At 57.9% G+C, this 7,897-nt stretch carries 6 protein-coding genes and 1 tRNA gene; 2 read left to right on the top strand and 5 right to left on the bottom strand.

Annotated features, from left to right (window positions below):
• Positions 1-347 precede the first annotated feature (347 nt).
• Positions 348-2,036: a TrkA family potassium uptake protein gene (locus ABX749_RS14080; protein ID WP_372896532.1), complete on the top strand. Its 1,689-nt coding sequence runs from the start codon at positions 348-350 to the stop codon at positions 2,034-2,036.
• Between the two features lie 122 nt (positions 2,037-2,158).
• On the opposite strand, the gene ABX749_RS14085 is transcribed toward ABX749_RS14080, so the two are convergent.
• The 4 genes from ABX749_RS14085 to ABX749_RS14100 form a co-directional block, all read right to left on the bottom strand.
• The gene (locus ABX749_RS14085) at positions 2,159-3,010 is read right to left on the bottom strand and encodes a c-type cytochrome (protein ID WP_372896533.1); all 852 of its coding nucleotides are present in this window, start codon (positions 3,008-3,010) and stop codon (positions 2,159-2,161) included.
• Between the two features lie 117 nt (positions 3,011-3,127).
• Complete coding sequence (locus ABX749_RS14090; protein ID WP_372896534.1) at positions 3,128-3,913, bottom strand: hypothetical protein; 786 nt, start codon at positions 3,911-3,913, stop codon at positions 3,128-3,130.
• 256 nt (positions 3,914-4,169) lie between these two features.
• Positions 4,170-5,552, bottom strand: a complete 1,383-nt coding sequence (locus ABX749_RS14095) for a sigma-54-dependent transcriptional regulator (protein WP_372896535.1) — start codon at positions 5,550-5,552, stop codon at positions 4,170-4,172.
• A gap of 75 nt (positions 5,553-5,627) precedes the next feature.
• Positions 5,628-6,866 (bottom strand): nitrogen regulation protein NR(II), encoded by a 1,239-nt coding sequence (locus ABX749_RS14100; RefSeq protein WP_372896536.1) that lies wholly within the window; start codon positions 6,864-6,866, stop codon positions 5,628-5,630.
• 117 nt (positions 6,867-6,983) lie between these two features.
• On the opposite strand from ABX749_RS14100, the gene ABX749_RS14105 reads away from it, so the two are divergent.
• Positions 6,984-7,109, top strand: a complete 126-nt coding sequence (locus ABX749_RS14105; RefSeq protein ID WP_372896537.1) for a hypothetical protein — start codon at positions 6,984-6,986, stop codon at positions 7,107-7,109.
• A 235-nt stretch (positions 7,110-7,344) separates the two neighbouring features.
• On the opposite strand, the gene ABX749_RS14110 is transcribed toward ABX749_RS14105, so the two are convergent.
• Positions 7,345-7,429 (bottom strand) — tRNA-Leu (locus ABX749_RS14110).
• Positions 7,430-7,897: the final 468 nt, after the last annotated feature.

Consider the following 7,897-nt stretch of genomic DNA (forward strand, 5'->3'; position numbering starts at 1 on the left):
AACCATTGTCATTCCCGAAGCGGCCGCCGCCGATCAAACGCACTTTGTCATCGCCGATCGACAGCTTCCTTCGCTGCACGATTTGTCTGCCGACCTGCTCGGTGCGCTCTAAGCACGGCAAAATGAATCTGGCAGAATCACGACCTGCAGCTGTCCGGATTCTCGGTTCGGTCGCGGCGAGAGCCCAAGCGATTGGATTCATTTGCCGGTAGACTCCGGTCAGCTCTTCCACTGGTCATCACCGTCGAAGAGCCGCCCCCTGACCTGTTTTTGCCTTCGCTACGCGGTATCGATGTCACGGCGTTCGGGCGCGCGTCTAGAATGCTGATTACGACATCGGAAATGCAATGAAATCGTTCACGACACTGTATCTGCATTTTATGCGCAACCGCGCAAGCCGCCGCAACTTGCGGGTGCTGACGCAGTTCGCGGTTACGATGCTCATCATGATCTCCGTCTACAGCGTGGTCTTCCATCACCTGATGGCGTGGGAGGGTCGGCGTTACAGCTGGATCACCGGCATCTACTGGACACTGACGGTGATGTCCACCCTGGGATTCGGCGACATTACGTTTCACACCGATCTGGGCCGGCTGTTCTCGATGCTGGTTTTGATGAGCGGAACTTTGTTCATGCTGATCCTGCTGCCCTTCACGTTCATTCAATTCTTCTACGCGCCGTGGATGCAGGCTCAGGAGGCCGCTCGGGCACCGCGCGAACTGCCCGCCAATACCGAGGGTCACGTGATCGTGACGCACTACGGCCCGGTCGAGGCTGCCTTGATCAAGAAGCTGACGCAGTTCAAATACCCGTACGTGATCCTTGTTTCGGAAGTCACCGAGGCGTTGCGACTTCATGACCAGGACTTGAAAGTCGTCGTGGGTGAATTGGACGATCCAGAGACCTACCGGCTGTTGCGCACTGAATCGGCCGCACTTGTGGCCACCATCGGCACCGACGTCATCAATACGAATGTCGCTTTCACGGCACGTGAAGTCTCCGAGACAGTCCCGATCGTCGCCACCGCCGCCAACGTTGCTTCGGTTGATATTCTGGAGCTTGCCGGTTGCACACGGGTGCTGCAGCTCGCTGAAATGATGGGCCGGTCACTGGCCAGACGCGTGATCGGGCGGGATGCGAAATCGCACGTCATTGGGCAGTTCGATGATTTGTTGATCGCCGAGGCCAGCGCGGCGCGAACGCCGTTGGTCGGCAGAACGCTTCGCGAAATACGCCTCCGCGATCACGTCAATATCAGCGTGTCCGGTGTTTGGGAACGAGGGCGCTATCAAAACGCGGGTCCCGACACGTTGATCACAGAGAATACCGTATTGGTTCTGGCCGGAACACGCGCCCAACTCGAAGAATACGATAGCCTGTTCTGTATTTATCACTTGAGCAGCGTGCCGGTCGTGATTCTCGGGTTCGGCCGTGTCGGGTCCGCGACCGCTCGCGGCCTCGAGCAACAAGGAATCGATTTTCGGATCGTGGAAAAAAACGAGAAACGAAAATTCGATGACCGACTGATCGTAGGCGACGCGGCCGACCTTGAGATCCTCAAGCAAGCCGGCATCATGGAAACGTCTGCGGTGGTGATTACGACCCACGACGACGCGTTGAATGTTTACCTGACGCTGTATTGTCGGCGGTTACGCGCGGATGTCCAGATCATCAGTCGCGCGACGCTCGAACGCAATGTCCATACCTTGCACCGCGCCGGTGCCGATTTCGTGATCTCCGAGGCATCGATGGGAGCCAACGTGCTCTTCAATCTCCTCCGTCGCAGCGACGTGTTGTTGCTCGCCGAAGGGCTGGACGTTTTCAAAGTGCGGGTGCCCCCGTCGCTTGCCGGCAAAACGCTTATTGAAGGCGCCGTGCGACAACGAACCGGCTGTAGCGTCATCGCCATTGACGGCAACGACGGACTGCAAGTCAATCCGGATCCCAACACGACGCTCCCCGCAAATGCAGAGATGTTCGTGATCGGTACCGAGGAATCGCAACAACGCTTCTTGGATCTGCACCTGGATCGATAACGACGCTCTGCAACTGCCGGATCGTTTTTCGGAACATCACCAATCGATTCCTTAGACATCCGACCCTCGATCCGTTTCCCCCGATTTCAGACTCGCTGACGAAACCGGCTTTTGAGAGAACACTAGTCGTCGAGCTTGTCGTCGAGTTTGTCGTCGAGCTTGCCGTCGAGCTTGCCGTCTGGGGGAAGATGCTCCGAAAGCACAAACTTGGGACGCGGGTGGCTGTTGATGAACGCGGCAAGGTCCAGCGATTCCTGCGTGGATAATGTCGCGTCATCGAGCGGCATCGCGACTTTCAACCAGGACGCCAGCTTCGCGACGCGGCTCAATCCGGCGCCGTCGTTGTATGATTCGTCGCCCCACACCGGGGGGCCTTCCTCGTTGCCTTGCCCATTCTCGCCGTGACAGTCGGCACATCGGTCGGCGTAGAGCATCGCGCCGCGCTGCACGTTTGCCTTCAGCCCATCCAGATTCAACGGTGGCGTATGGTGGGGACCGAGTGGATTGGCGGCATTCATTTTCAGCACGCTGCCCTGCGACAACCATGTAATGTAAGCCGCGATGGCGACGGACACTCGGCTTCCGTTTGGCGGTCGGATTCCGTTTTGGCTGCGCATGAAGCAATTCAGCACTCGGTCTTCCAGCGTGATGACGCGTTGCTCACGGGGTGACCAGGCGGGATAAGCGGCCGCTGTACCGAGAAAACTCGCCGCCGTTTCGTGTCGCCCCGCATCGAGATGGCACGACGTGCAGTTCAACGTATTGCCGACGTAGGGTTTCGAGAGCGGATGTTCGGACGTTCTTCGAACGATGTCTTCGCCCAGCCGAACGATCTTCCCCAATTCACCCGGCGGATAGCCGTCTTGCACGGCACTCGCCGGCTCCTCCGATTGCCCGGCCGTTGCGAACAACGCACCGATGAGAACGCTTGACAGAAGGGACCATACTGGCCAGTTGGACTTGAGAGTGGTCATTTCGATCATCAATTCCTGTGAATTCACGGCGTCGGTCCGACAACGATTAATTCGCAAATAGTTTAGCAAGCCTACCGGCGTGTCTCGACAATTGTCAGTCCTGTTGGAAGGAACAGATCACGAAGACGCAGAGAACAGTCGGGGATTGCGGTCGATAAATCGCCGGATGCCGCGGTCGATGATCGAATCGTTTCCACGCTTCATGTACAGATAGCCGGCGATGGTGACGACCAACGCGCCCACGGCGTCGACGATCAAGTCGATCATGGTGTCCGTCAGGCCAGACGGATCACCGAGCATCGGCTTCTGCATGTTCATTCCGAGGAATCGGTCCATCCCAAATTCAAACATTTCCCAAACCGCGCCTGTGGCAAGAGCGAAGCAGAACGCAAAGAAGGCCACGAACCCGGGCCGCATATGCAGTTCAACTCGGGGCGTTTCGTTGAGCACGTACACCAGCAACAGACCGAGGACCCCCAACAGCACGCCGGAGGTCGTATGCAACGCGATGTCCCACCACCAGAATCTGCTGTAATACTGACGTGTTTCGCCGAGAAACAGCGAGGCGAAGATAAACGCGACGGTGATCACTTCAAATTCGGGTGGAATCTTCACCTTGATCCGGTTGGCGAATTGCGTCGGCACAAAGGTCAAGAGCAGAATTCCGGCTGCAACGGCTGCGTTCATCCAGAGGGATTGAATCAACTCCAAGACAATGCCAACTGTGATCGCCAATCGCAGAAAGACGACCAAGCATCGATGGAGGATATCGAACCAGTTCTTTTCACCTCGGTTCTTCATGGGCGTGCCGGACAAACAATCTCTCAAAACGAGTTCGCGCGGATGAAAACGCAACTGGCGTTCCAATTGCGGCTGGAACGACGCAGGGCAACCGGTAAACATGATAGACGATCGACAACGTGATCGACGGGTGTCAAATGCCGTCGGGTGCCTAGCCCCGCACCTACCGGAGGTCAGCCCTGAATGGTGAGCGACTGGAAACAAGCGACGGAGCGGCCATCAGGGGCGAAGATTCGATCTAAAGACTGCTGGCACGGCTGAGTTGATGTTGTTCGACCTTGCGTCGTCAACATACTTGGTAACATTCAAGTTGATTTCTGTGAATTCCCGTAGCGGCAACTGCACCAGTCGCGGAAGGTTACCTGAAATCGTCCGCGTCGATTCCGTGTCGTTTCAGTAGTTTGTTCAAACCTTGACGCGATAGACCGGCTTGTCGAGCCGCGCTCGCGATGACGCCGTTGTGTTTCTTCAGCACCGCTGAAAGATACGCCCGATCGGCATCATCGAGTGCTTCATCGCGTGAGATTTCCGACAGCGCCGCTGCATCGGAATTGCCCGCTTCCGGCGATTGCAATTGCCGCGGAAGGTCGGAGACCTCGATCGTGCTGCCGCGCGCAAGCGTGATGGTGCGTTCGATCACGTTTCGCAATTCCCGAATGTTGCCGGGCCAGCGGTAGGTGCGGAAGCAGTCAATCACTTCGTCGGAAAAGCCCACCACTTTGGATCCGCTCGGACGTAGACGCCTCAGAAAGTGATCGGCCAACGTCACCACATCGTCACCGCGGTCGCGAAGCGGTGGGAGTTCGATTGGAATGACGGCAAGCCGATAGTACAGGTCTTGTCGAAACCGGCCCGCGTCGACTTCGGCTTGCAAGTCTCGGTTGGTCGCACAGATGAATCGCGTGTCGACTGTGACCGGTTTGCTGTCGCCGACGGGTGTGAAGGTTTGCTCTTGGACCGCCCGCAGCAATTTCGCTTGAGAGGACGCAGGCAATTCTCCCAGTTCGTCAAAGAACGCGGTACCGCCATCACAGTGACGCAGCAAACCCATTTGGTCCTTGATTGCTCCGGTGAACGATCCCTTGACATGCCCAAACAGGACCGACTCGAACAATGCTTCGGGAATGGCGGTGCAGTCGATGATCTGAAATGCACGCTCCCGACGAGCACTACGGTTGTGGATCGCGCTGGCGATCACCTCTTTGCCGGTCCCGCTTTCGCCCGTGATCAGAACGTTCGTGTTACTGGCGGCAACCCGATCCACGATGTCCAGCAATTCCAACATTGCGGGGCAATCGCCAATGATCTCGGGGAACGTCCCCCGCCGCTCGGTTTTCGACATCGACTCCGTTGCGGGTTCTGCAGTCGCGCCGGGATGCAGCAGTGCTCGCTGGACCGCCGTATGCAGTTCTTCAAACTTGACCGGTTTGAGCAGGTAGTCGGCGATTCCCAACCGAACGCTCTCGATGGCCGTGGGAACCGACGGCACCCCCGTCACCACGATCATCGGGATATGCGAGTACTTGGTGCGGCCCTCTTGCAGCAATTCCAATTTCAAGTTGCCGGGCATGTTCAAGTCGGTCAAGATCAGATCGAACGAGTGTTCGCGCAACAGGCCGATCGCATCATCCGCGTTCTCGACGCAAATGCACTCGTAGCCTTCCTCTCGCAACAAGTCCGCCGTCGTATCGCGATAAAGCGGCTCGTCGTCGGCAATCAAGATTCGTTGTTTGGTTTTCATCGGATCGTAATGGAAAGAGCGAAACCCGTGGAGAGTTTCGGCAGTCGGTTCGAACGAGCGTCCTGTCGACGTCTGCTAAGGATGGGCGGCGTCGTCAGCCAGTCGTCTGGGCAACCGCACCACAAACTTGGTGCCTTTCCCCGGTTCACTCGTCACATCAATGGTTCCGTTCATCGCTTCCACGATCCCCCGGGTGACCGACAACCCGAGGCCCATGCCCTGGCCGACCGTCTCTGTCTTGGTGCTGAAGAACGGGTCAAAGATTCGTTCGATGTCTTCTTTCGCGATGCCGTGCCCATGATCCGTCACCGTCAAGATGGTGTGTCTCGCGTCCGCCCGAGCGTGGACGTTGACCTGAGCCCCCGCTTCGGAAGCTTGGATGGCGTTGTGGATCAAGTTCAACAGCACTTGTTTCAATTCGCCTTCACGCAAGACAACCTCGTCGGAACCAAGGCCCGCGTTTTTTCCCGACGCCCCGACCGCGACCGGTGAACCGAACGAGGCCGAAACCTTGACGTTCGCTTTTCGCGACAGGGGAAGCGCCAGCGTGATGGCCACGTCCACTGCCTGCTTGAGCGAGAACGTCGAGGCCCGCTGCTGACTGGGGCGGTAAAGCTGATACATCTGATGAATGATGCCGCTGATCCGTTCAATTTCGCCGTCGATCAAGTCAAGCTTGTCGTAGTGTTTGACGTCAGTGGGAATGTGTCGTTTCAATAAAGCGAACGCGTTGCGAATGCCGGCCAGCGGATTGTTGATCTCATGCGCCACGCCTGCGGCCAGTTCGCCGAGCGCCGCGAGCTTCTCCATCTTCAGCCGATGCTGTTCCAACTCCGCCACCCGGGCCGTGCGTTCTTGCACGAGTTGTTCCAGATGCTCGTTGTGCAAACGCAACTGTTCTCGCATTTGCCGCTTTTCCGAAATGTCTCGCACACTCGCCCGAAAGCCCAATGATCGCCCGTCGGAGTCGGTCATCGGTTGCCAAGACACCGCCACCCAAGACGTCGACCCGTTGCGGTGCAGACACTCGAATTCGATGTTGTTTTCGGTGCTACCGCGACCGGCTTCGGCAAAGTAACGGGCAATCCTCTCGCGGTGCTCGGGCGTCATCAGCGGCAACGGATAATCCTTCATCGCCAAACACTCCTCCGGCGAGTAGCCCGTGAATCGCTCAACAGCCCTGTTCACCCACAAGACTTCGCCCTCACACGACAACCAACTTTCCCAGTCGACGGTGCAGTCGGCGATCGCGCGAAAAATATCGCCCGCAATGGGTTCGCTGCGTTTGGGAATGTCAGGTAATGGTCGACTCATTCCCTGATTCTAGCTGCGCCGTCCGCCAAGAAAATGCCGTCCATCCCCGGTGGCTGACACCACCGGCAGACACTCTATCGGCCCTCCGGGCCTAAGACACGTCGCCACGCCAAACAAATGCGTTCCAACGATCCCGTTGCATTCAGCAATCACTTTACGGTCGTCATGAGTGACGCCGGTTCGTTTCACTCGGCCGAGTCGACCGCGCACCAATCGAACCTTGGCATCAAAAGCGAATACTAGGAAACAGAGGTTTGATGAAATCCAGTGAACGCGTTTCAGTTGCACCAATCGCAGTCGGGAAGTCAGGCGTTGGGCATTCACGGCTCCAGCGGATCCTCAGACCGAAAGTGTTGCACCAGAATCTGTCCAACTGGGGCACTTTGGAGCCCATTTCTGTCCAGTCGGACGAGGGCGACGAACAAGTCGCCAGCGATCCGAAAACGAAAAAAGCCCGTGAAACACGGGCTTTTCCGAGTGCGGCCGAGAGGACTCGAACCTCCACGGGATTATCTCCCACTAGGCCCTCAACCTAGCGCGTCTGCCAGTTCCGCCACGGCCGCGTCAAACTGGGAGCGGCAGTTTCCGAGAATCTTCGTCCCTCGTCAAGCTCCCCCCGACGTTTCCTCGCGAACTTCCGTACTTACCGAAACGGCGGGTACCGATCATGCAGGTTTCATCGTCCCCCCGCCGCCCGGGGCGGTCGCCCGAAGGGGTGGGACGCCAAGCCGAATGCGATCCTGTACTCGGTCGTGAAACTCGGACGGTCCCGCGGTCTGCGTTGACACGGAGGCCGGCAGCTTTCTACTGTCCGGCCAGCTGCGCCAACGTCATGCGCTTCTTGCCCCCCACCGCTTCGATTGACAGGATGTTGCTCGAACCCACGTCCGCTGCGTTTGGCCGACCACGATCCGAATCCGATGCCGATGCGATCACGCGTCGCGCCGCATCGTACCGTGCTGTATCGTGCGGTGCTGCGCCGGCTTCTGCGGGAGGGGAAGTTGAACCTGCGGCTGCGTTCGCGGCGACGT

The sequence above is a fragment of the Stieleria sp. genome (genome assembly GCF_041595215.1).
In the GTDB taxonomy this organism is placed as follows: Bacteria; Planctomycetota; Planctomycetia; order Pirellulales; family Pirellulaceae; genus Stieleria; species Stieleria magnilauensis.